The organism is Duganella callida, assembly GCF_004614165.1.
GTDB classification, from domain to species: domain Bacteria; phylum Pseudomonadota; class Gammaproteobacteria; order Burkholderiales; family Burkholderiaceae_D; genus Rugamonas; species Rugamonas callida.
In genome coordinates this window covers 1-20,976 of the sequence record NZ_SPVG01000166.1, presented here as the reverse complement: position 1 = coordinate 20,976, position 20,976 = coordinate 1, and the positions used below count along the sequence as shown (strand labels likewise).

Sequence of the window (20,976 nt, the reverse complement as noted above, 5' to 3'; positions counted from 1 at the left end):
GCGCCGGCGCGGCGATGCCGCAGCTGGTGTGGGGATTGGCGGAACGCGCCGCCCGCGCTTTCCTGACCAGCGGCGAGTCGCAGCCGCCGCTGCAGATTGCCGCGCGGCCGTTCGCCGAGATGCAGGAACTGTTCCCGACCAACTGACTTTATGAGGTAATCATGCTTGCTCTTCCTTTGTCGGGCTGGCTGCAGCGACGCGGCATTCATTTTGCCTGGGTCGTCGCCGCCATCACGTTTCTCACCATGCTGACTTCGTCGGCGGCGCTGGGCCTGCCCAGTGTCATGATGCAACCGCTGTCGCAGGAATTTGGCTGGGACACGGCGCAAATTTCGTCGGCGCTGGCGGTGCGCTTCGCGTTGTTCGGCTTGCTGGGACCGTTTTCGGCCCTGTTGATGGAGCGCTTCGGCGTGCGCGCCATCGTCTGCACCGCGCTGACGCTGATCGGCGCCGGCCTGCTGCTGGCAACCCAGATGACGGCATTCTGGCAACTGGTTGCGCTGTGGGGCGTACTGGTGGGCGTCGGCGCCGGCATGACAGCGCTGGTGCTGGGCGCGGTGGTGTCGACCACCTGGTTCGAGACCCATCGCGGGCTGGTGGTGGGTCTGCTGACCGCCAGTTCGGCCACCGGCCAGATGGTGTTCCTGCCGTTTGCCGCGTGGATCATCGAACACCACGGCTGGCGTATGGCCGTGCTGCCGGTGTTCGCCTGCTGCGCGCTGGTGGTGGTGCTGACGTTTTTCTTCATGCGCGACCACCCGCATGAGCTGCGCCTGCACGCGTTCGGCGCCGACACCGTCCTGCCACCGCCCGCTTCGCCAGCGGCGGCGGCGCGACCGCTGGCGCTGGCCTTGCCGTTCAAGGTGCTGGCCGAAGCCAGCGCCAGCAAAACCTTCTGGATCCTGCTGGCGACCTTCTTCATTTGCGGCCTCAGCACCAATGGCCTGATCCAGACCCACTTCATTTCGCTGTGCGGCGACGCCGGCCTCGGCCCGGTGCCGGCCGCCTCGGTGCTGGCCATGATGGGCGCATTCGACCTGGTGGGCACGGTGCTGTCGGGCTGGCTGTCGGACCGCTACGACAGCCGCAAGCTGCTGTTGTGGTACTACGGCCTGCGCGGCTTGTCACTGTTGTGGCTGCCGCACTCGGATTTCACGCTGTACGGGCTGTCGCTGTTCGCCATGTTTTACGGTCTGGACTGGATCGCCACCGTGCCGCCGACCGTCAAACTGGCCAGCGCCGAGTTCGGCGAGCGCACCGGCATGGTGTTCGGCTGGGTGTTCGCGGCGCACCAGCTGGGCGCGGCGGTGGCGGCATATGGCGCCGGCCAGGTGCGTATCCTGCTGCTGACTTACAACCCGGCGCTGTACACGGCCGGCGCGGCTTGCCTGGTCGCGGCGGCGGCGGTGATGCTGATACGGCGCCAGCGAAGCTTGGCGTGAAGCCGGGCCGGCATATGCCGGCCTTATCGTTCAGACTTTGCCGGTATCGATGGAACGGCCGATGCGGCGCTGGGTAATGGCCAGGATGCGGTCGGACAGCACCGGGTCGTCCACCATGCGCGCGATCGTCAGCGCCCCGACCATGTTGGTGAGCAGGCTCAGCGCGACGTCGGTCCCATCTTCGCCCGGCGGCGTCTGCATGAAAGGCGCAACGGTGGCGATGATCTTGCGGAAGCTGTTGGTGGCGGCGTGACGGGTCGCGTCGTTGGCGCGCACCAGCTCGCTGCCCATGGCGGCCAGCGGGCAGCCGCCTTCCACATTGTCGCGGTAATTCGAGGTCATGTATTCATGGAAGACGCCGAGCACCGCCTTGGCGCCCTTCTCCGCCGCCGCGGCCGAGTCGCGCAGCAGGTTTTTCTCGGTGGCCGACAAGGCTTCCGTGACCAGCTGGTCCTTCGATTCGAAGTGGCGGTAAAAGCCGCCGTGGCTGAGACCGGCCGAGGCCATGATCTGCGCCACGCCGGTGGCCTCGATCCCATGCTTGCGAAACTCCCTTGCCGCGACCTCGACGATGCGCTTACGCGTTTCCGCCGTTTCTGCTTTTGACTTCTTCATGCTGGTTCTCCTGCTGCGGTGATATGGAACCATGATAGCAAAAATATTTTTTAGTGCAAGCACATCATCTATATTGACTTTTTAGATGGCGAAGTCTATGCTTCAAAACGTGTTAGTGACACATCGTCATCTAAAAATAAACCGGAAGGACAAGCGACCATGGATAAGCGACTACTGATATTGGCCCTGGGGATGTTTGCCTTGGGCACCGACAGTTTTGTGGTGGCCGGCGTACTGCCCGCCATCGCCCGGACATTTCACACCGACGTGGGGCTGGCCGGCCAGCTGACCACGGTGTACGCCATCGCTTACGCCCTGCTGTCGCCCACCGTGGCGGCGCTGGCGGGCGGCGTGCCGCGCAAGCGGCTGATGCTGTCCGGGCTGGGCATTTTCGTGCTGGCCAATCTGGCCACCGCATTTGCGCCCAACTTCACGCTGGCGCTGGTTTCCCGGGCGTTCGCGGGCCTGGGCGCGGCCATGTACTCGCCCACCGCCACCAGTACCGGCGCGATGATCGTGAAGCCCGAGCAACGCGGCCAGGCGCTGACCATCATCCTGGCCGGCCTGACCGCCGCCACCGCGCTCGGTTCGCCGATCGGCACCGTGATCGGCGGCCTGGGCGACTGGCGCTGGACCATGGTGTTCGTGTCCGTCGTCGGGCTGCTCGCGGCGGCCGGCATCGCGCTGCTGCTGAAGGAGATCCCGATGCCGCCCAAGGTCAGCCTGCGTGACCGCCTGGCGCCGCTCAGTGACACTCGTGTCGGTTTGGTGCTGGCCACAACGCTGCTGGCCATGGCCGGAAACTTCGTCATCTATACCTACTTCTCGGTGGTGTTCGACCGCGTGCTGAGCAGCACCGCCCTGTTCGGCGCCCTGCTGGTGCTGTGGGGTTCGGGCGGTACCATGACCAATGTCGTCCTGTCGCGCCTGCTGGACCGGTTCGGCCCGCGCTGGGTGCTGGTGGTGATGCTGTCGGTGCTGGTGGCGGACATGGCGCTCCTGCCCTGGGCCAGCGGCCAGCTGTGGTCGTCGGTGCTGGCGATTGCCGTCTGGGGTGTGGCGGGCTGGGGCATCATGGGACCGCAGCAATACCGCCTGGTGGGCCTGGCCCCGGCCAGCGCACCGGTCGTGCTGGGTCTGAATACGGCCGCGACCTATCTGGGCGTCACCGCCGCCGGTGTGCTAGGCGCCGCCGGCCTGCATCTGCTGGGCGGACACAATCTGGCCCTGTTTGCCGTGATCCTGTTCGTGCTGGCCATCGTCACGTCGGAGCTGGCGGCGCGCCGCATCGAAGCCGCGGATGCGGTGCCGGGCAACCTGCAACTGTCGAAGTGATATGGAGACCGACAACGTTCACACCCTGTATGCCGGCAGCGAGCGCGCCGAAGCGCGCAAGCTGCTGGGCAGCGCCGAAACGCCGATACCGCTGGCGCCCAGCGTCGAGCTGCCGAACGGCAGCTGCTGGATACCGCAACAATATCTGCTGTACCATCAGACCGCCACCACGGTGTCCGCCATCCTGGCCGACATCGAGACAGTGGCGGATGTTTTGCTGTTCAGCGGCCATGACGAGCAGGGCCTGTACCTGCAGGTCGGCACGCTGGGACCGGACAACTACCGGCGCCGGAGCGGCGCCGGCGAACGGCGCCTGGTCTACGGCCGCAAGTGGCGCATCGAAAGCTACAAGCCGACGTCGGAAGTGATACAGACCGCTTTTCTCGCCGTCAAGAAAGCCTGCGAGCACGACGTGCGTGAACTGCTGACCATCACCGATCCCGCCACAGGGCGTACCGGCACGCCGTTCAGCACGCATATCGACCTGCCGCTGATGGCGCACTTTCCCGAACTGGTGCTGCACGACCAACCACCGGAAGCGTCTGGCATTGCGCATTGGCTGGCCGACATCCGTTTCGGCCAGCGGCCGTTGCTGGTGGAGGACATCACGCTGCGCCGCAACGGCAGCATGCTGATCGATCTGCGGCTGTCGGCCGCGCGCGCGGGCTTTGAAGACGTCGCGCTGACGCTGCTGCTTGCCGAGCACAGCCGCACGGCGCTGCTGCACGAACTCATGCAGGCGCTGGTCAGCCGCAGCGACCGGCTGATCGACGAGCAATTCCGTTATCGCGGCTTCGCGCGTTTCAGCCGCGCGCTGAGTCCGCATCGCATCGCCGCGTTGTCGGTCATCACGCGCAGCCCCGAGCACCGAAGCGCGCAATTTGCCCAGCTGCGCGGCGAGCTCAATTACGAGACCGACGCGCGCCGCATTCCCACGCTGGGCGACGATCGCCTGGCCGACAAAAACCGCGCGCTGATTGGTCGGGAAGCCCAACTGGGCGGCCACATGCCGGCCGGCTTGATGGACCAGCCGCTGACGGCTGAAAAATAAAGGAGATGAGCATGCAACGCATAGGTTTTGTGGTGGCGGCAGGATTCCAGCTGGTCGGGCTGGCGGCGCAATCGGTATTCGAGTACGCCAATCTGGCGGCGGGCCGGCCGGCGTACGCGGTCAGCCTGCTGTCGGAAAACGGCGGGCTGGTGCCGACTTCGTCAGGCCTGATGCTGCAGACCGAGGCATTCAGCGACGCCGCGTTCGACACCCTGATCTTCGTCGGCGGCAACGACGCCAACCCTGAGTTGACGTCCGGCTTGCTCGACTTCGCTCGGCAGAGCATGCACCGCGTGCGCCGGCTGGCTTCGGCGTGTTCCGGTGTTACCGTGCTGGCGGCTGCCGGTGTGCTCGACCGGCGCCGGGTGACCACGCACTGGTTCATTGCGCGCGAGCTGCAGCAGCGCTACCCGGCGATCAGGATGGAGGAAGACCGCATCTTCATTATCGATGGCCCGATCTGGACCTCGGCCGGCGCCACCGCCGCGCTGGACCTGGCGCTGGCCATGGTGGAAAAAGACCTGGGCGCCGAGCTGGCGCGCTCGACCGCGCACAAGCTGGTGATGCATCACAAGCGCACCGGTGGGCAGTCGCAACACTCGGAAATGCTGGCGCTGTCGCCGAAATCCGACCGCATCCAGAACGCCATCGCGTATGCGGAAAAGAACCTGCGCGCGCCGCTGTCGGTGGAAAAGCTGGCCGAGGTGGCCAACCTCAGCCCGCGCCAGTTCAGCCGCGCGTTTCAGGAGGAAACCGGCCAGTCGCCGGCCAAGGCCATCGAAAAGCTGCGGCTGGAATCGGCGCGGCTGATGCTGGAGCAGAGCCGTCACCCGATCGAAGTGGTGGCCAGGGAGACCGGTTTTGCCGACCTGCGCCGCATGCGCGATGCCTTTACGCGCCATTTCGGTCAGCCGCCGCTGGCCATGCGGCGCGCCATGCGCGCGGCCACGGCCTAGCGTTGGTGGATGTCCGAAAAACGTCCTGTCCGCGACATTTCGGTTAGCGCCACCCCGCCTTATCTTGGATACATGCCGCCGCTGATGGCGGTCAATCAAACCAAGGAGTTCGACATGCATACCCCAAGCAAAGGCACCGCACTGATCACTGGCGCATCGACCGGCATCGGCGCCGTGTACGCCGACCGGCTGGCCCGCCGCGGCTACGATTTGATCCTGGTGGCACGCAACGTGATCAAGCTGGGCCAGCTGGCCCGGCGCCTCACCGATGGCACCGGCCGCAACGTGGAAGTCATCGCCGCCGACCTGAACGACAAGCGCGATCTCGCCCGCGTGGAGGAGGTGCTGAAGCACGATGCCAGCATCACCCTGCTGGTCAACAATGCCGGCGTCGGTTCGCACAAGCCGCTGCTGGAAAGCGATGTGGATGCGATGGAGGATATGGTGTCGCTGAACGTCACCGCGCTGACGCGCCTGACCTACGCGGCGGCGCCGGCTTTCGTGGCGCGCGGCAATGGCGCCATCATCAACATCGCGTCCATCGTCGGCATCGCGCCGGAAATCCTGAATGGCGTGTACGGCGGCAGCAAGGCGTACGTGCTTGCGTTCAGCCACTCGCTGCAGCATGAGCTGGCGGACAAGGGCGTGCGCATCCAGGCCGTGTTGCCGGGCGCCACCGCGACGCCGTTCTGGGACGTGGCCGGCCTGCCGAGCTCCAACCTGCCGCCGGAAATCGTCATGACCACGGAAGACCTGGTGGACGCCGCGCTGGCCGGCTACGACCAGGGCGAACTGGTGACGATTCCGCCGCTGCCCGACAAGGCCGAATGGGACCGCTGGGAAGCCGCGCGCCGCGACATGGCGCCGCGCCTGTCGCTGAAACAGGCGGCGCCGCGCTACGGCATCGCCCGCTGACAGCGGTACGCCAAACGTGGACATTACGACTTTTAACGGATTTGATTGGCGATAAGGAAGTATTACACTTCTCATCACTGGCCACCCGGCCCAGCCGATCACTCAGAAAGGAAGTCGCAATGTCTAAAGTTTTAGTGCTGTACTACTCGTCCTACGGTCACATCGAAACCCTCGCCAATGCAGTGGCGGAGGGCGCGCGCGCCGCCGGCGCGCAGGTGGACATCAAGCGTGTGCCGGAAACGGTGCCGGCCGAGGTGGCCAAGAATGCCCACTTCAAGATCGACCAGCAGGCGCCGGTCGCCAGCATTGAAGACCTGGCCAACTACGACGCCATCATCATCGGCACGCCGACCCGCTTCGGCCGCATCGCGTCGCAGATGGCGGCCTTCCTCGACCAGGCCGGCGGCCTGTGGATGCGCGGCGCGCTGAACGGCAAGGTCGGCGGCGCCTTCACCTCGACCGCGACCCAGCACGGCGGTCAGGAAATGACCTTGTTCTCGGTCATCACCAACCTGCTGCACTTCGGCATGACCATCGTCGGCTTGCCGTACAGCCATCAGGGCCAGATGACGCTGGACGAAGTGGTCGGCGGTTCGCCCTACGGCGCCACCACCATCGCCGGTGGCCAGGGCCAGCGCCAGCCGAGCGCCATCGAACTGGACGGCGCCCGCCACCAGGGCGAACTGATCGCCAAGACCGCCAACAAGCTGTTCGCCTGAGTCCGCACCGATAGCGGCCAATGCGGCCCCGGCGATGTTGCCGGGCCGCGTTTATTTTGCCGCGTACGCGCTGGCGATCTGGCCCACCAGCGTGGCCCAGGGCATGTCCAGCGCGGCATAGACGGCGCCCGACTGCGGGTGGCCGTTGTCCTTCAGAATTTCCACCATCAGCGTGCCGTAGTCGGAAACGACCACGCCGGCCTGCTGCATGCGTAACAGTCCGGCCTGGCGCTTGGTGTCGCTGAAGGTGCCGGAGGCATCCACCGCCACATACGCGTCCAGCCCGCGGGCGACCGCGGTCATGGCCGGGAAGGCGGCGCACACTTCCAGCGAAATGCCGGCAAAGATCAGCTTCTTGCGGCCAGTGGCCTGGATGGCGGCCGCGACGCGCTCGTCGTCATAGGCGTTGACCGAGGAACGGTCGATGATTTCCACGCCCGGCAGCGCGTCGACCAGCTCGGGGAAGGTCGGTCCCCACAGGCTGTCGCGGGCGGTGGTGGTGACCACGATCGGCAGGCCCAGCGCCTTGGCGGCCTTGGCCAGCGCCACCACGTTGTGTTTCAGTTCGCCGGTCGAGTAGTCGCGTACGCCGGTCATCAGGCCGACCTGGTGGTCGACCAGGATCAGGGCGGCGTTATCGGCGGTCAGCGGTTCGTAGGTGTGCATGGTGGTACTCCTCTGTGCAAGTGAATGGGGGCGTTACGGGATCCATGCTAGCCACTGGACCATCGTCTTAGAAGCCGGCAAAATCGCAACTCAGCTTCTAACCCATTGGACGATGGAGGATTTGTGCTGGACCTGAACGACTTTTATTTCTTCGTGCACGTGGTCGACCGCGGCGGCTTCACGGCGGCCGGCCGCACGCTGCGCATCCCCAAATCCACGCTGAGCCACCGCATGCAGCAGCTGGAGGCCAACCTCGGCGTGCGCCTGCTGAACCGCACCTCGCGCCGTTTCGGCATGACCGACGCCGGCGAAGAGTTCTACCGCCACGCGGTGGCCATGCTGCGCGAGGCCGAGCTGGCCGAGATGACCGCCCGCAACCGCCTGAGCGAGCCGACCGGCACCGTGCGCTGTACGGCCGGGGTGGCCACCATGCAGTTCGCCCTGGCCGACCTGATCGGCGACTTCCTGCTCAAGTATCCCAAGGTGAACGTGGTGGCGCACGCGGCCGACCGCCCGGTGGATATCGTCGGCGAGAACTTCGACATTGCCGTGCGCGCCCATACCGACCCGCTGCCCGATTCCAACCTGGTACAGAAGACGCTGGCGCCGATGCCGTGGTTTCTGTTCGCCGGCGCCGGCTACCTGGAACAGCACGGCACGCCGCAGACGCCGGATGACCTGCGCTCCCATCCGTCGCTGTTCATGATGCGCACCAACGTCGCGCCGGCCTGGAAGCTGCGCCACGCGCGTCAACCAAGCGAGGAAGTGGTGCTGCCGCTGACCCCGCGCCTGCTCGGCGACGACATGGTTGGCCTGCAGCAGGCCGCCATCAAGGGCCTGGGCATCGTTGCCCTGCCCAGCTATGTGTGCCGCGCGGCGGTGCAGGCCGGCGCGCTGCGCCGCGTGCTGCCGGACTGGATCGCCGGCGATTCCACCCTGACCGCGCTGATCCCCTACCGCAAGGGCCTGCTGCCTTCGGTGCGCGCCTTCCTCGACCACCTGGCGGCCGAATGTCCTAAAACCGTGTTGCTGTAGATCGTCCAACCGATTGGACGCTAAGTCGCGATTTGGCCGGCTTCTCGGCCGATAAGCGATCCCGTACATTGCCCTCAACGACAACGTGAGGGGAATGACATGAGTAAGACAACAGCAAGACTGGGGCCGGCGGTCGCCGGCGTGGTGCACCGGATCGGCGACGGCTTCATCGCCAACCATTTCTCGGAAGAGATGTTCGACGGGCGCATGGATCCGTTGCTGATGGTGGACGACTTCGTCATGACCGCGCCCACCTTCGAACCGCACCTGCACGCCGGCATCTCGGCGGTGACGGCATTGTTCGAGGATGCGACCGGCAGCTTTCTCAACCGCGACACGCTGGGCCACAACCTGGCGCTGCAGGCCGGTGATCTGTACTGGCTGACGGCGGCGCGCGGCGCGGTGCACGAAGAGCGTCCGGGCGACGACAGCCGCATCCACGCGCTGCAGATCTTCGTCAACCTGCCGGCGCATCTGAAAAAAGCGGCGGCGTGCGCGCTGCGGGTGGCGGCGGCCGAGGTGCCGCTGCTCGAAGGACCAGGCCAGCGCGTGCGTGTGGTGCTGGGCCGGAGCGGCGGCGTCACCGGCGCCGAGGATACACCGGAAGAAATGACCATGCTGGACGGCGTGCTGCAGGCGCAGGCGCGCTTCAGCCACCATCTGCCGCAAGGCCGCCAGGCCTGGATCTACACCGTGGCCGGCGCGCTGACCGTGCACTGCGGCGACGAGCGGCGCGCGCTGCCGGCCGGCAGCGCCACCACCGTGGCCGCCGGCGCCGACGCCGACGTGCTGCTGCAGGCCGGCGAAAACTGCCACTTCGTGCTGCTGGCCGCCCGGCCGATCCGCGAATCGTTCATCAAACATGGCCCGCTGGTGATGTCCAGCGCGGCCGACGTGCGCCGCACGCTTGCCGACTATGTCGAAGGCAAGTTCGGCGAGATTCCCGCCTGACCAAGGAGACCGCCATGCCGACCACCACTTTCCGCATCACCGAACCGGAACGCGCGCGCGAACGGGCGCTGCGCGACCATTTCGCCACTTTCTGGGCCACCGCCGGCGGCAGCCCGCGCACCGTCTACGACAGCTTCATCGGCGCCTGTCCGCTGGCCGCCGGCGTGCAACTGGAAGCCGTCGAGGATAGTGGCGTGCGCGGCTGGTGGGTGCGCCCCGCCGCCAGCGCCGATACAAAACAGGCGCTGCTGTACCTGCATGGCGGCGGTTACGTGCTCGGTTCGGCGCAGGCTTACCGCGGCTTCGTCAGCCAGCTGGTCAGCCGCACCGGGCTGCCGGCGCTGGTGATCGATTATCCGCTGGCGCCGGAAGCCAGCCTGCCTTCCGCGCCGGACGCGGCGCTGCGTGCCTGGCGCTGGTTGCAGGCGCAAGGCTGCACGCGGATCGCCATCGTCGGCGATTCGGCCGGCGGCGGCCTGACCCTGGTCACGCTGCAGCAGCTGGCGCGCGCAGCGGGGGCTGCGGCGGCACCGGTGGCCGGCGTGGTGTTTTCGCCGTGGACCGACCTGGCGTTCACCGGCGCCTCGATGACCGACCCGGCCGTGACCGATCCGCTGATCGGCCGCGACTACCTGCACGATTGTGCCGCCCGCTATCTGGGCGGCTACGAAGCGCGCGACCCGCTGGCCTCGCCGCTGTTCGGCGACATGGCGGGCTTGCCGCCGCTGCTGATCCAGGTCGGCACCGACGAACGCCTGTACGACGATGCGCTCCAGTTCGCCGCCCGCGCCGAACGGGCCGGCGTGTCCACCGCGCTGGAGATCTGGGAAGCCATGCACCACGTGTTTCAGCTGGACGTGGCCCACCTCGACAGCAGCCGCGTCGCGCTCGACCGCGCCGCCCAGTTTTTACGCAACGCTTTTCACCAGGGAGAATGACCATGACAACGACTTTTGATGTGGTGATCGTCGGCGGCGGCTCGGCCGGCGCCGTGTTGGCCAACCGGCTGAGCGCGGACTGCAGTCGCCGCGTGCTGCTGCTGGAAGCCGGGCCGGCGTACGCGCCGGCGGCCTATCCGGATGTGATCGCCAACGCCAACCGCGTCGGCGGCGACCGCGCGCACGACTGGGGCTACCACACCCAGGATCACGCCGGCCTGGGCCATGACGTGAACGCGATCCGCGGCAAGGTACTGGGCGGCAGTTCGGGCGTCAACGCCGCGGTCGCCATGCGCGCCCGGCCATCCGACTTCGCGCGCTGGAGCGCGCGCGGCATCGAGGGCTGGCGCTGGGAGGATGTACTGCCGGTGTATAAGGCGCTGGAAAACACGCCGAGCGGCGACGACGCCTGGCACGGCCGCAGCGGACCGTTGCCGATCCGCCAGCGCAGCATGGAGGAAATCACGCCGTCGATGCGCGCCTTCGTGCGCGGCGCGCAGGCGGCCGGCGTGGCGCGCGTCAGCGACTTCAACGGCGCCGAGCAACATGGCGTGGCGCCGTATCCGCTGAACGTGGTCGATGGCCGCCGCATCAATACCGGCATGGCCTACCTGAGCGACGAGGTGCGCGCGCGGCCCAATCTGGCGATCATGGGCGGCGCCGAGGTCGACCGCGTGATCTTCAGCGGCCGCCGCGCCACCGGCGTGCGCCTGCTGAACGGCGAGATCATCGATGGCGGCCAGATCATCCTGTCGGCCGGCGCTTTCGGCAGCCCGGCGATATTGATGCGCTCGGGCATCGGCCCGGCCGCGCACCTGACGCAGCTGGACATCCCGCTGCTGCACGACGCGCCCGTCGGCCAGGGGTTGAAGGAGCATCCGTTCTACTACAACGTGTATGCGCTCAAGCCGGAAGTGGGCGGCATGAACCCGGTGGCCGGCGCCATCATCTGGACCGCCTCCAGCGAGGCGCGCGCCGGCGAGCTGGACCTGCACATCTCCGGCACCCACATCTTCGATCCGTTGCAGAGCCCGACCGGCGGTGCGATCGTGCTGGCCTGCGCGGTGACCTTGCCGGATTCGGTGGGCGAGGTGACGCTGGCCAGCCGCGACCCGCGCGCCATGCCGCTGATACGCTACAACTTCTTCCAGGACCGCGGCGACCTGCGCCGCATGCTGGAAGCGGTCAGGCTGTCGCGCCGCATCGGCAAGACCGCGCCGTTCAGCGATGCGCTGGCGCTGGAATTGAGCCCGGGCTGGGATGTCGAGGACGACGCCGCGCTGGAACGGGCGGTGCTCGCCTCGGTGGACGGTTACGCCCACCCTACCTCGACGGCCGCGATGGGCCGCGCCGGCGACCCGCGCGCGGTGGTCGACGCCGCCGGCAAGGTGCATGGCGTGGACGGCCTGCACGTGATCGACGCCTCGATCATGCCCGAGATCCCGTCGGTGGCGACCAATGTCACCACCATCATGATGGCGGAAGCGATCAGCCGGAGGTGGTAATCATGGGACATCACCGCAGCCTGTCGTATCTGACTGCCGGCCTGGCCGGGCTGGCGCTGCTGTGGCGGCTGGCGCAGCGCCATGCCGGCACCGCCCTGTGGATCAGCCAGTGCATTTGCGTGCTGGGCCTGGCCGGCCTGGTCACCCTGATCGTGACCTATGGCGTCAAGGCGGTCTCGCGCTGGACGCTGGCCTAGGCCGCGGGCTCGGCGTAGACTGATGGCATCAGACCACCGGAAAGGAAGAAGATGACCGTCAAAATCACCGCGCTGCTGCCCGCCCGTCCCGGCCAGGCCGACGCCCTGAAGGAATTGTTGCTGGGCATGGCGCCGCACTGCCGCGCCGAGCCCGGCAACCTGCGCTGGGATGTCTGGCAGGATCATGCCGATCCAGGCCGCTTCGTGCTGGACGAGCTGTACCGCGATCACGCCGCCGTGGCGGCGCACCGCGAGACGCCCCATTTCAAGCACTACCTGTCGAAAATCGCCGACCTGGCCGAACGCACGGCCGTGGTGTCGGATCCGCTCGACGTCGCCTGAGCGCGATCAGAAGTTGAACACGGTGTAGCCGTCGGCGACGATCTGGGCGATGCTCGGCAGGCCGGAGGTGCCGGGCACGCTGTTGTCGGTGATCAGGTCGAAGCCGGCCTTTTCCACTTCCTCGCGCGCGCCGAACACGTCGGCGCAGCCGCAGGACACACCCACCACCTTGTCTTCCACCGCCTTGTACAGCGCGTGGATAGGATGGGCCTTGTCGGCCAGCGCGCCGGGCCAGCGGGTGCCGGTGCCCTCGAAATAGATGCCGACTTCGGTGCCCTTCTGCTTGAAGTCATAGGCGGCGGCCAGGCCGTTGAACATGCGGCCCAGCGCTTCTTCGCCGGCTTTGGGATCGGACAGGATGATGATGGCTGCTTTCATGGTGATTCTCCTTTTCGGTGAGTTGGTGCAGCCATTCTAGGCATTGCGGAAGGAGAGAAAAACAGCGCTGAAATCAATAGATTGTTTCTTGAATCGGAATGATCAATTCAGGGCCGGTTGCGCGCGCAAATCGTCGGCCAGCATGTCGATAAAGTTGCGCACCTTGGTCGAGCCGAACTTGCTCTCCCGGTGCAGCACGTGGACCGGCCACGGCGCTTCCTCGTAATCCTGGAGGATGATCTGCAGACGCCCGGCGGCCACCTGCTCGGCGATCTGGTACGACAGCAGGCGGCAGATGCCCAGGCCGGAGGCGGCGGCTTCGATGGCGGCGTCGTTGCTGGTCACGGTCAGGCGCGGCTTCATGCGCACCAGCGTGGGATCGTCGACCGCGCCGAACTTCCATTCCACGCGCGGCGAAACATTGCTGGCCGCGATCACGGTGTGGCGCAGCAGATCGGCCGGATGCTGCGGCACGCCGTGCGCCGCCAGATAGGCCGGCGCGGCGCACAGCACGCGCCGCACCTGGCCGACGCGCAGCGCCTTCATGCTGGAATCGGGCAGGTGACCGATGCGCACCGCCACGTCCATGCCCTCTTCCACCAGGTTGACCACGCGGTCGAGGAAGTAGGCCGAGACTTCGACCTCGGGATAGGCCTGCAGATAGCGCACGATGCTGGGCGTGACGAAGGCTTTGCCGAACAGCACCGAGGCGGTTACCGACAGATTGCCCTTGGGCGTGGCGTTGACGCCGGCGGCGGCCTGGTTGGCCTCGGCGATGCTGGCCAGGATGTTGCGCGTGTCGTCCAGGTAACGGCTGCCGGCCTCGGTCAGGCGCACGTGGCGGGTGGTGCGCAGCAGCAGCTTGACGCCGAGTTCCTCCTCCAGCCCGGCGATCGCGCGGGTGACGGCGGCCGGCGACAGGTCCAGCTTGCGGGCCGCGCCGGCAAAGCTTTCCTCCTCGCCCACGGCGACAAACACTTTCATCAGGTGCAACTGATCCATTCATTCCTCTTGGCGAAATACTGACTTGCTGCTGGCGGGTATTCTTGTTTGGGTGATTATTTCGCAAACTGTCTCCGTCAGCAATCCGCAATTCAGGAGACCGTCATGAGCTATTCGAGCAGTTTTCACGCCGGCGAGCGCGCCGTGCAGTTACGCGCCGGCGAAGCCGCCGTCGCCGACCGCAATATCACCGTGCTGAGCGAGACCGTGATCGCCGGCGCCCGGCCCTTCATCGGCAAGCAATTCATGGTGGCGCTGGCCAGCACCGACGCGGCCGGCCACGTGTGGTCGTCGCTGGTGTTCGGCAAACCAGGCTTTCTGCATACCGGTGACGGCAGCGCGATCAGCATCGATGTCGCCGACAGCGAACGTGACCAGACCGATCCGCTGTGGAGCAATCTGCTTGCCGGGTCCGACCTCGGCTTGCTGTTCATCGAGCTCGGTTCACGCCGGCGTTACCGCGTCAACGGCACCGTGCGCCGCTACGACGCGCAGGGCGTCGAGGTGGCGATCCGCGAGGCCTATCCGAACTGCCCCAAATACATCCAGCGCCGCCACCTGCGCCAGATGGGCGACAGTGGCCGCCAGGGCTCGGAGGCGCGCGGCACGGTGCTGCGTGGCACGGTGGAACAGATCATCGCCCAGGCCGATACCATTTTCGTCGCCAGCCACCATGCCGACAGCGGTGCCGACGCCTCGCATCGCGGCGGCACGGCCGGTTTCGTCCGTCGCGTCGACGACAGCACGCTGCGCATCCCCGACTTCCACGGCAACAGCCTGTTCAACACGCTGGGCAATTGGGAAGTCGATCCGCGCGCCGGCCTGTGCATCCCGGATTTCGTCCATGGCCAGCTGCTGCAGCTGACCGGGACGGCCACGCTCTACTGGAACCAGGACGATCCGGACAACCAGACCGGCGGCACCGCGCGCTTCTGGGAATTCAAGGTCGAGCAATGGATACTGCGCGACGTGCCGCAACAGCTGGAATGGGAATACCTGGACGCGTCGCCGTTCAATCCGGGCTGAGGCGGACATCATGCGCTATCTGATCACCGACATCATCGCCCATGGCGACACCGTGAAGGAATTCCGCCTGCGCCGCCAGGATGGCGCGCCGCTGGCGCCGTGGCAGGCCGGCGCCCACGTCACGCTGCGCTTCGGCGATTTCGAAAATTCCTACTCGCTGATCGGCGAGCCGGGCGACGCCAAGACCTACCGCATCGTCGTGCAGCGCGAGGCCGGCGGCAAGGGCGGCTCGCGTTTCCTGCACGACGCCATGGCGGTCGGCGCCACGCTGGAACTGAGCGGGCCGTTCAACACCTTTCCGCTGGTGCCGGCGACCGGCCGCACGCTGCTGATTGCCGGCGGCATCGGCATCACGCCCATGCTGTCGATGGCGCACGCGCTGGGCCGGCCGTTCGAGCTGCACTACCTGGCGCACAGCCGCGAACGGCTGGTGCTGCTGGACGAATTGCAGGTCATCGCGCACGCCACCATCGTGCCGCACCTGTCGCAGGAGACGGGACGCGCCGACCTGGCGGCGCTGCTCGGCCCCTACCGCGACGGCGACGCGTTTTACGCCTGCGGTCCGGCCGCGCTGTTGCAGGCGCTGGCGCAGGCCGCCACGGCGCTGGGCTGGCCTGCGCAGGCCATGCATTTCGAAAGCTTCGGCGCGCGGGCGCAGCAGGGCGACGCGCCGCTGACGGTGGAACTGACGCTGTCGCAACTGACGCTGGACGTGCAGCCCGGCACGTCCATCCTCGACGCGCTGATCGCCGCCGATGTGTTCGTCTCCTACGACTGCAAGCGCGGCGAATGCGGCAATTGCTACACGCCGGTGCTGGCGGGCGAACCGCTGCACCGCGACGTCTGCCTGACGCCGGCCATGCGCAGCCAGGGCATGTGCACCTGCGTGTCCTGGGCGCAGCCCGGCAGGCTGGTGCTGGAGCTCTGAGCGGTGAGCGTCGAGACGAAAGAGCAAGAAGTCGCACCTTAGAGGCATGCCCATCCATGTTGTTTGCCCGCACAATGGCGCATCACCTTTTTGCAGGCAGACCATCATGGAAAACAAGACTTCTACTCTTTCTTACCTGCCGGTAGGCATGTTCGGCGGCGTCATGGGCTTGACCGGTTTGTCGGTCGCCTGGCGGCTCGCGCATCAGCACTTCGGCGCCCCGGCCTGGATCGGCCAGACCATCGGCGCGGCGGCCATCGCGGCGTTCGTGGCGCTGATGGTCGCCTACGGCATCAAGGCGTTCGCCGGCTGGGACGCGGTCAAGGCCGAATTCAATCACCCGATCGCCTCCAACCTGTTCGGCACGCCAATGATCAGCCTGCTGCTGATGCCGTTCCTGCTGAGCGAATACAGCCTGCCGCTGGCGCGCCTGTCGTGGGTGCTGGGCGCGGTCGGCATGACCGCCCTGGCTTGGGTGATCGTGATGCGCTGGATGACGGTGCGCCAGGCCGCCAACCACGTGGCACCGGCGTGGATCGTGCCGGTGGTCGGCATGCTGGACGTGCCGCTGGCGGTGCCGCAACTGCAATGGCAAGGCTTGCATGAAGTGATGGTGTTCGGCCTGGCCGTCGGCCTGTTCTTCGCGGTGCCGCTGTTCACCCTGATCTTCCAGCGCCTGGCGATGGAGGAGCCGCTGGCGGCGCCGCTGCAACCGTCGCTGCTGATCCTGGTGGCGCCGTTCTCGGTCGGTTTCAGCGCCTACGTGACCACCACCGGCAACATCGACCTGTTCGCGGAAGTGCTGTACATGCTGATGGTGTTCGTGCTGGCCGTGCTGCTGGGCCGTCTGCGTCACCTGCCGCACTGCTCGCCGTTCCGCGTATCGTGGTGGGCCGCCAGCTTCCCGCTGGCGGCATCGGCCGGCGCCGCGATCCGCTACGCCGACCACGCGCCCAGCGCGCTGACCAACGGCATTGCGCTGGTGATCCTGGCCGTGGCCAGCGTGACCATCGTGGTGTTCCTGGCGCAAACCTTGGCCGGCGTGGCCAAGGGCCAGCTGAAAGCGCTGGCCTAGAGCGAACCGTGCTGTCCACCTGCCGTCAAGTCGCCTCGTTGCGCAGCCATGGCGGCGATGGAGGCCGACGGCAGCAAGCGCCGCGCGCTGGCGCGCTACGACCTGGCCTAGTAAGCCGCTGCACCGACGCTGCAGGCTGCTTGGATAGCCGCTAAGCCTCGCTCCACTGGCGCAGCAGGTTGTGGTAGTGGCCGGTCAGGCCCACCAGTTCCGGGCAGTCGCCGATGCGCGCGCGCAGGCTCTGGATGTTCTGGTCCAGCTCCAGCAGCAGGCTGCGGCGGTGGTCGTCGCGCACCATGCTCTGGGTCCAGAAGAAGGAACAGACGCGGGCGCCGCGCGTCACCGGCTCGACGCGGTGGATGCTGGTCGCGGGATAGACGATCAGGTCGCCGGCCGGCAGTTTCACTTCGTGTTCGCCATAAGCGTCAGTGACGATCAGTTCGCCGCCGTCATATTCGTCCGGATCGCTGAGGAACAGGGTGCTGGACACGTCGGTGCGCACCCATTCGCCGCTGCCGGGGATGCGGCGCATGGAACCGTCGACGTGGGCGCCGTAATGCTCGCCGCCGGCATAGCAGTTGAACAGCGGCGGGATGGTGCGCAGCGGCAGCGCGGCCGAGAAGAACAGCGGATTGGCGGCCAGCGCCTGCAGCACGATCTGGCCCAGCTCGAGGCCCAGCGGCGATTGCTCGGGCAGCTGGCGGTTCTGCTTGACTTTGGCGCCCTGCTCGCCGACCGTGGCGCGGCCGTCGATCCAGTCCGAGGCATCCAGGCGGCGGCGCATCTCGGCCACCTGTTCGCGGCTCAGCACTTCCGGGATATGCAGCATCATGATGTCACTCCTTGAAACGAAAAACCCCGCCGCTACCAACAGCGACGGGGCCGGCAAAGCGGAATCGGGAACCGCTGCTCAGAACTTGAAGTTGGCCGTCAGGCTGGCCGAACGCGGTGCGCCCGGGGTGTAACGATAACCCGACTTGTTAATCGCCTGCACATAATCCTTGTCGCCCAGGTTGTAGACGTTCAGGCGCAGATCGATGTTCTTGTTGATCGGGTAGGCCGCCATGGCGTCGAACACCCAGTACGAATCGGCGTAGGCCGGGGTGCCGATGGCGCCGTCGGTACCGCGCATCAGCTTGTCGCTGAAGCGGGCGCCGCCGCCCACCTGCAGGCCGAACGGCAGCGTGTACGAGGTCCACAGCGTGAACGATTGTTTCGGCGTGTAGCTCAGCTGGTTTTCGCCGGCCGCGGTCACCACCTTGCCCGACACCACTTCGGTGTTCTGGTGGGTGTAGCCGGCGCTGACCAGCCACTTCGGCATGATCTCGCCGGTCACGCCCAGTTCGATACCCTGCACGCGCTTCTTGCCGTTCTGGTAGTACACGGCCGGGTTGGTCGGGTCGACTTCGATTTCGTTCTTGACGTCGGTGCGGAACAAGGCGGCCGAGAACGACAGCTTCTGCTGCAGCAGATCCCACTTGGTGCCGACTTCATAGTTGGTGGTGCTCTGCGGGTCGTAGTTCGGATTGGCGGCGCTGTTGGCGGCGCTGCTCAGGCTGAAGGTGGTGCCGCCCGGCGGCGATTTCGAGCTGGCCACCAGGCCGTAGACGCTGCTGTCGGCGGTCGGCTTGTAGGCCACCGACAGTTTGCCGTTGACCAGGTTGTCGCCGCTTTCCAGCGAGCTGGCCAGCAGGGTGCCGACCGGGATGGTCTGCGGCGTGGCGGTGCCCTGCACGGTCACGCCGTTGTAGGTGGTGTTGTAGTGGTCGACGCGCACGCCGCCGTTGATGATCCACTTGTCACCGATCTTGGCGGTGTCGAACACGTACAGGCTTTCGGTGGTGGTCTCGCCGAGGCCGCGGGCGCCGTTGCGGGCGTAGGTCACCTTGACCGCGGCGCCCGGATTCGGCTGGTAGATGCTGGTGTTCGGCAGCGCCGTGCCACCGGTGGCGGCCCAGGTGTAGTTCTGCTGCTTCTCGTTGGTGATTTCGAAGCCGCCCACCACGGTGTGCTTGACCTCGCCGGTAGCGAAGTCGGCGGTGATGGTGGTCTGGTTGGCCAGGATTTCGTTGACCTGATCCTTGAAGGTCAGGTTGGTGCGCTTCATGGACCAGGTCGACGGATCGGCCGGATTCGGCGTGATCAGGTTGGCGGCGGTGGCCATGAACGAGGTCAGCAGATAGTTCTCGGTGGTCTTGCCATAGCGGCTGGTGTTGACCAGCTTGGCGCCGCCGGCGAAGTCGTGTTCGATCTTCAGCGTCACCATGTCGGCCTTGACGTCGTCGTGGTCCAGGGTCGAGCCGTAGAAGTTTTTCGGATCGACGCGCGGCGCGTTGCTCAGGAATGGACGGGTGGTATCGGGCGAGGTGTAGCCGGGCAGGCCGATGGTCAGCACGCCGCCGTCCGGAATGTTGTTCTGCTTGACGTGCAGCAGGTCCAGGTAGAAGCGGGTCGCGCTGTTCAGGCCGTAAGCCAGCGAGGGCGCGACGGCCCAGCGCTTGTTCTTGACCACGTCGCGCGCCGGATTGCCGCTGTCCTGGTCCAGCACGTTCAGGCGGAAGGCCATGCCCTGGTCGGCGCTGATCACGGTGTTGATGTCGGCGGTGCCGCGCTTCTGCTTGCCGCTGCCGCCGGTGAAGGAGGCCTGGTAGGCGTTTTCCAGCAGCGGCTGCTTGGTGACCAGGTTGATCGAACCGGTTGGCGAGGAACGGCCGTTGTCGGTGCCGGCCGGGCCTTTCAGCACGTCGATCTGTTCGATGTTGAAGGTGTCGCGGGCGATCGAGCCGATGTCGCGCACGCCGTCGACATAGATGCTGCCGGAGGCGTCGAAACCGCGCATGTAGATGGCGTCGCCGGTGTTGGTGGAGCCGTTCTCGCCCAGGAAGAAGGCGCCCACGCCGGGCGTGTTGCGCAGCGCTTCGGTCAGGGTGGTGGCGCCCTGCTGTTCGATCAGCTCCTTCTTGATGACGGTCAGGGTCTGGGCGGTGTCGACCAGTTTTTCGGTGTACTTGGCCGACGAGGCCCGTTCCGCCTTGAAGTCGTTTTCGCGCGAGCCGTTGACCTGCACTTCCTGCAGGGTCTGCGGTTTCTGTTCGGCGCTGTCGGTGGCCGACGGGGCGTCGGCCGCGTGGGCCGCCACCGGCAGCAGCATCGCGGCCAGCGCCGCGCTCATGTGTTGGTTGAAGCGCGTCTGCGCGTGTTTGCGACTCTTGATCATTGCCATCTGCTTCTTTCTCATTTTTAAGAGCCGGCTGGCTGCTGGCTTGCCGAGGGTAGGTGTAAAAATGAGTAAGATTGTAGCTACAAAATCCGAATTCGTAAATGCGAATTATTATCAATATGATTCACGGAAGTGTCCGCAAGGCGAGAATGTTGCATAAAAGTTGCAAAATCGCTTAGTTGGCGGAGCTCAGGCCGGCTGACGGTCCAGCCAGGCGCGCGCCTGGGTCAGGGTCTGCGCCAGTTCGGCGCGCACGGTCTGCAGGCGCAGGTCGAATTCGTCGATGCGCTGTTCGTGGATGGCTTCTTCGGCAGCCAGCGTGGCCTGGATCAGGCGCTTGGCGCCGAGCACGCCGACCGCGCCGCGCAGCCCGTGGAACAGCCGGGCGGCATCGCGCAGCCGGCCTTCGCGCAGGGCGACGCCGGCCTGATCGACCGGATCCATGCCGCTGTCCAGCGCGCCGCGTACCATCTTGAACACGGTGGCGCGGCCTTTGGCGTCCTTGCCCATCACGCGCATCAGGCCATCCATGCTGAAGATGGCGGCTTCGCCATTGGGCTCGGGCGAGGTGACCAGGCGCGGCGGCGGAGCGCTCGGCGCCGGCATGGCCGGCAAGGTGGCGGAGGCCGACGCAGCCACCACGTCCAACGGCGGCGGCGCAAAGACCGGCGCCGTTGGAC

At 66.6% G+C, this 20,976-nt stretch carries 22 protein-coding genes; 15 read left to right on the top strand and 7 right to left on the bottom strand.

From position 1 onward, the window contains the following. Nucleotides 1–161 precede the first annotated feature (161 nt). The gene (locus tag E4L98_RS16090; RefSeq protein WP_135202569.1) at nt 162–1,442 is read left to right on the top strand and encodes an MFS transporter; all 1,281 of its coding nucleotides are present in this window, start codon (nt 162–164) and stop codon (nt 1,440–1,442) included. Nucleotides 1,443–1,472: 30 nt separating this feature from the next. On the opposite strand, the gene E4L98_RS16085 is transcribed toward E4L98_RS16090, so the two are convergent. Further along, the gene (locus E4L98_RS16085) at nt 1,473–2,057 is read right to left on the bottom strand and encodes a TetR/AcrR family transcriptional regulator (RefSeq protein ID WP_135202568.1); all 585 of its coding nucleotides are present in this window, start codon (nt 2,055–2,057) and stop codon (nt 1,473–1,475) included. Nucleotides 2,058–2,216: 159 nt separating this feature from the next. Between E4L98_RS16085 and E4L98_RS16080 the strand changes: the two genes are divergently transcribed. From E4L98_RS16080 to wrbA, 5 genes are all read left to right on the top strand, one after another. Then, on the top strand, nt 2,217–3,392 hold the full coding sequence (locus E4L98_RS16080) for an MFS transporter (protein WP_135202567.1): 1,176 nt from the start codon (nt 2,217–2,219) through the stop codon (nt 3,390–3,392). A gap of 1 nt (nt 3,393) precedes the next feature. Further along, nucleotides 3,394–4,443, top strand: coding sequence for a hypothetical protein (locus E4L98_RS16075; protein ID WP_135202566.1), 1,050 nt, complete (start codon nt 3,394–3,396; stop codon nt 4,441–4,443). Nucleotides 4,444–4,454: 11 nt separating this feature from the next. Then, entirely contained in the window at nt 4,455–5,399 is a 945-nt protein-coding gene (locus E4L98_RS16070) for a GlxA family transcriptional regulator (protein ID WP_135202565.1), read from the top strand. Nucleotides 5,400–5,513: 114 nt separating this feature from the next. Continuing rightward, nucleotides 5,514–6,314, top strand: coding sequence for an SDR family NAD(P)-dependent oxidoreductase (locus E4L98_RS16065; protein WP_135202564.1), 801 nt, complete (start codon nt 5,514–5,516; stop codon nt 6,312–6,314). A 119-nt stretch (nt 6,315–6,433) separates the two neighbouring features. Next, complete coding sequence (gene wrbA / locus E4L98_RS16060) at nt 6,434–7,033, top strand: NAD(P)H:quinone oxidoreductase (protein WP_135202563.1); 600 nt, start codon at nt 6,434–6,436, stop codon at nt 7,031–7,033. Between the two features lie 51 nt (nt 7,034–7,084). Here wrbA and E4L98_RS16055 read toward each other — a convergent pair whose 3' ends face one another. Then, nucleotides 7,085–7,699 carry an isochorismatase family protein gene (locus tag E4L98_RS16055; protein WP_135202562.1) on the bottom strand — a complete coding sequence of 205 codons (615 nt, stop codon included), beginning with the start codon at nt 7,697–7,699 and terminating at the stop codon, nt 7,085–7,087. A gap of 123 nt (nt 7,700–7,822) precedes the next feature. Here E4L98_RS16055 and E4L98_RS16050 point away from each other — a divergent pair, with 123 nt between their 5' ends. The 6 genes from E4L98_RS16050 (at nt 7,823) to E4L98_RS16025 (ending at nt 12,667) form a co-directional block, all read left to right on the top strand. Next, the gene (locus E4L98_RS16050) at nt 7,823–8,734 is read left to right on the top strand and encodes a LysR substrate-binding domain-containing protein (RefSeq protein ID WP_135202561.1); all 912 of its coding nucleotides are present in this window, start codon (nt 7,823–7,825) and stop codon (nt 8,732–8,734) included. A gap of 99 nt (nt 8,735–8,833) precedes the next feature. Further along, nucleotides 8,834–9,685, top strand: coding sequence for a pirin family protein (locus E4L98_RS16045; RefSeq protein WP_135202560.1), 852 nt, complete (start codon nt 8,834–8,836; stop codon nt 9,683–9,685). A gap of 14 nt (nt 9,686–9,699) precedes the next feature. Next, complete coding sequence (locus E4L98_RS16040; RefSeq protein WP_135202559.1) at nt 9,700–10,623, top strand: alpha/beta hydrolase; 924 nt, start codon at nt 9,700–9,702, stop codon at nt 10,621–10,623. Between the two features lie 2 nt (nt 10,624–10,625). Further along, the gene (locus E4L98_RS16035; protein WP_135202558.1) at nt 10,626–12,128 is read left to right on the top strand and encodes a GMC family oxidoreductase; all 1,503 of its coding nucleotides are present in this window, start codon (nt 10,626–10,628) and stop codon (nt 12,126–12,128) included. A gap of 2 nt (nt 12,129–12,130) precedes the next feature. Then, nucleotides 12,131–12,325: a hypothetical protein gene (locus tag E4L98_RS16030; RefSeq protein ID WP_135202557.1), complete on the top strand. Its 195-nt coding sequence runs from the start codon at nt 12,131–12,133 to the stop codon at nt 12,323–12,325. A 51-nt stretch (nt 12,326–12,376) separates the two neighbouring features. Then, nucleotides 12,377–12,667: a putative quinol monooxygenase gene (locus E4L98_RS16025; RefSeq protein WP_135202556.1), complete on the top strand. Its 291-nt coding sequence runs from the start codon at nt 12,377–12,379 to the stop codon at nt 12,665–12,667. Nucleotides 12,668–12,673: 6 nt separating this feature from the next. On the opposite strand, the gene E4L98_RS16020 is transcribed toward E4L98_RS16025, so the two are convergent. Further along, nucleotides 12,674–13,045: a DsrE family protein gene (locus E4L98_RS16020; protein WP_135202555.1), complete on the bottom strand. Its 372-nt coding sequence runs from the start codon at nt 13,043–13,045 to the stop codon at nt 12,674–12,676. A 102-nt stretch (nt 13,046–13,147) separates the two neighbouring features. Next, a complete protein-coding gene (locus E4L98_RS16015) occupies nt 13,148–14,047 on the bottom strand; it encodes a LysR family transcriptional regulator (RefSeq protein ID WP_135202554.1) in 900 nt (299 codons plus the stop codon). A 105-nt stretch (nt 14,048–14,152) separates the two neighbouring features. On the opposite strand from E4L98_RS16015, the gene E4L98_RS16010 reads away from it, so the two are divergent. The 3 genes from E4L98_RS16010 (at nt 14,153) to E4L98_RS16000 (ending at nt 17,076) form a co-directional block, all read left to right on the top strand. Further along, nucleotides 14,153–15,073, top strand: coding sequence for a PNPOx family protein (locus E4L98_RS16010; RefSeq protein WP_135202553.1), 921 nt, complete (start codon nt 14,153–14,155; stop codon nt 15,071–15,073). Nucleotides 15,074–15,083: 10 nt separating this feature from the next. After that, entirely contained in the window at nt 15,084–16,001 is a 918-nt protein-coding gene (locus E4L98_RS16005; protein ID WP_135202552.1) for a PDR/VanB family oxidoreductase, read from the top strand. A gap of 106 nt (nt 16,002–16,107) precedes the next feature. Further along, nucleotides 16,108–17,076: an SLAC1 anion channel family protein gene (locus E4L98_RS16000; RefSeq protein ID WP_135202551.1), complete on the top strand. Its 969-nt coding sequence runs from the start codon at nt 16,108–16,110 to the stop codon at nt 17,074–17,076. A gap of 151 nt (nt 17,077–17,227) precedes the next feature. Here the strand turns inward: E4L98_RS16000 and E4L98_RS15995 are convergent, their stop codons facing one another. The 3 genes from E4L98_RS15995 to E4L98_RS15985 all read right to left on the bottom strand — a co-directional run. Further along, nucleotides 17,228–17,908 carry a Fe2+-dependent dioxygenase gene (locus E4L98_RS15995; RefSeq protein ID WP_135202550.1) on the bottom strand — a complete coding sequence of 227 codons (681 nt, stop codon included), beginning with the start codon at nt 17,906–17,908 and terminating at the stop codon, nt 17,228–17,230. A 78-nt stretch (nt 17,909–17,986) separates the two neighbouring features. Continuing rightward, the gene (locus tag E4L98_RS15990) at nt 17,987–20,299 is read right to left on the bottom strand and encodes a catecholate siderophore receptor Fiu (RefSeq protein WP_135202549.1); all 2,313 of its coding nucleotides are present in this window, start codon (nt 20,297–20,299) and stop codon (nt 17,987–17,989) included. 186 nt (nt 20,300–20,485) lie between these two features. Then, nucleotides 20,486–20,976: Hpt domain-containing protein (locus E4L98_RS15985; protein ID WP_135202548.1), on the bottom strand; the 491-nt coding region annotated here is incomplete at its 5' end.

Coding starts and splice junctions, on each gene's coding strand:
- E4L98_RS16090 (WP_135202569.1), top strand. CDS start 162: ATGCTTGCTCTTCCTTTGTCGGGCTGGCTGCAGCGACGCGGCATTCAT.
- E4L98_RS16085 (WP_135202568.1), bottom strand. CDS start 2,057: ATGAAGAAGTCAAAAGCAGAAACGGCGGAAACGCGTAAGCGCATCGTC.
- E4L98_RS16080 (WP_135202567.1), top strand. CDS start 2,217: ATGGATAAGCGACTACTGATATTGGCCCTGGGGATGTTTGCCTTGGGC.
- E4L98_RS16075 (WP_135202566.1), top strand. CDS start 3,394: ATGGAGACCGACAACGTTCACACCCTGTATGCCGGCAGCGAGCGCGCC.
- E4L98_RS16070 (WP_135202565.1), top strand. CDS start 4,455: ATGCAACGCATAGGTTTTGTGGTGGCGGCAGGATTCCAGCTGGTCGGG.
- E4L98_RS16065 (WP_135202564.1), top strand. CDS start 5,514: ATGCATACCCCAAGCAAAGGCACCGCACTGATCACTGGCGCATCGACC.
- wrbA (WP_135202563.1), top strand. CDS start 6,434: ATGTCTAAAGTTTTAGTGCTGTACTACTCGTCCTACGGTCACATCGAA.
- E4L98_RS16055 (WP_135202562.1), bottom strand. CDS start 7,699: ATGCACACCTACGAACCGCTGACCGCCGATAACGCCGCCCTGATCCTG.
- E4L98_RS16045 (WP_135202560.1), top strand. CDS start 8,834: ATGAGTAAGACAACAGCAAGACTGGGGCCGGCGGTCGCCGGCGTGGTG.
- E4L98_RS16040 (WP_135202559.1), top strand. CDS start 9,700: ATGCCGACCACCACTTTCCGCATCACCGAACCGGAACGCGCGCGCGAA.
- E4L98_RS16035 (WP_135202558.1), top strand. CDS start 10,626: ATGACAACGACTTTTGATGTGGTGATCGTCGGCGGCGGCTCGGCCGGC.
- E4L98_RS16030 (WP_135202557.1), top strand. CDS start 12,131: ATGGGACATCACCGCAGCCTGTCGTATCTGACTGCCGGCCTGGCCGGG.
- E4L98_RS16025 (WP_135202556.1), top strand. CDS start 12,377: ATGACCGTCAAAATCACCGCGCTGCTGCCCGCCCGTCCCGGCCAGGCC.
- E4L98_RS16020 (WP_135202555.1), bottom strand. CDS start 13,045: ATGAAAGCAGCCATCATCATCCTGTCCGATCCCAAAGCCGGCGAAGAA.
- E4L98_RS16015 (WP_135202554.1), bottom strand. CDS start 14,047: ATGGATCAGTTGCACCTGATGAAAGTGTTTGTCGCCGTGGGCGAGGAG.
- E4L98_RS16010 (WP_135202553.1), top strand. CDS start 14,153: ATGAGCTATTCGAGCAGTTTTCACGCCGGCGAGCGCGCCGTGCAGTTA.
- E4L98_RS16005 (WP_135202552.1), top strand. CDS start 15,084: ATGCGCTATCTGATCACCGACATCATCGCCCATGGCGACACCGTGAAG.
- E4L98_RS16000 (WP_135202551.1), top strand. CDS start 16,108: ATGGAAAACAAGACTTCTACTCTTTCTTACCTGCCGGTAGGCATGTTC.
- E4L98_RS15995 (WP_135202550.1), bottom strand. CDS start 17,908: ATGATGCTGCATATCCCGGAAGTGCTGAGCCGCGAACAGGTGGCCGAG.
- E4L98_RS15990 (WP_135202549.1), bottom strand. CDS start 20,299: ATGGCAATGATCAAGAGTCGCAAACACGCGCAGACGCGCTTCAACCAA.